The 324-nt window shown below is 53.7% G+C and carries 2 tRNA genes; both read right to left on the reverse strand.

The annotated features are described in order from the left end of the window. Positions 1-133 precede the first annotated feature (133 nt). A tRNA-Ala gene (locus INR38_RS28610) sits at positions 134-209 on the reverse strand. A gap of 30 nt (positions 210-239) precedes the next feature. Further along, positions 240-316, reverse strand: a tRNA-Ile gene (locus INR38_RS28615). Between the last annotated feature and the right edge of the window lie 8 nt (positions 317-324).

Below are 324 nucleotides of genomic sequence, written 5' to 3' on the forward strand. Positions count from 1 at the left end.
GGATAACTATCAACACTAAAGCAGTCTCACACGAGACTGCTTTAGTGTTGAGTCAAATATTATAGCACGCTTTTTTCGTGCTCTTTTCGCTTCCTCCAGCCGCTTTTTCAAGCCGCTGCCACCAGCGCGATCTTGGTGGAGGATGACGGGATCGAACCGACGACCCCCTGCTTGCAAAGCAGGTGCTCTCCCAGCTGAGCTAATCCCCCGGGATCCTCGACAACCAGACATTGGAATCTTGGTGGGTCTAGTTGGGCTCGAACCAACGACCCCCGCCTTATCAAGACGGTGCTCTAACCAGCTGAGCTACAGACCCAGTCCACG

The sequence above is a fragment of the Delftia sp. SD018 genome, from assembly GCF_017355445.1.
In the GTDB taxonomy this organism is placed as follows: domain Bacteria; phylum Pseudomonadota; class Gammaproteobacteria; order Burkholderiales; family Burkholderiaceae_C; genus Comamonas; species Comamonas acidovorans.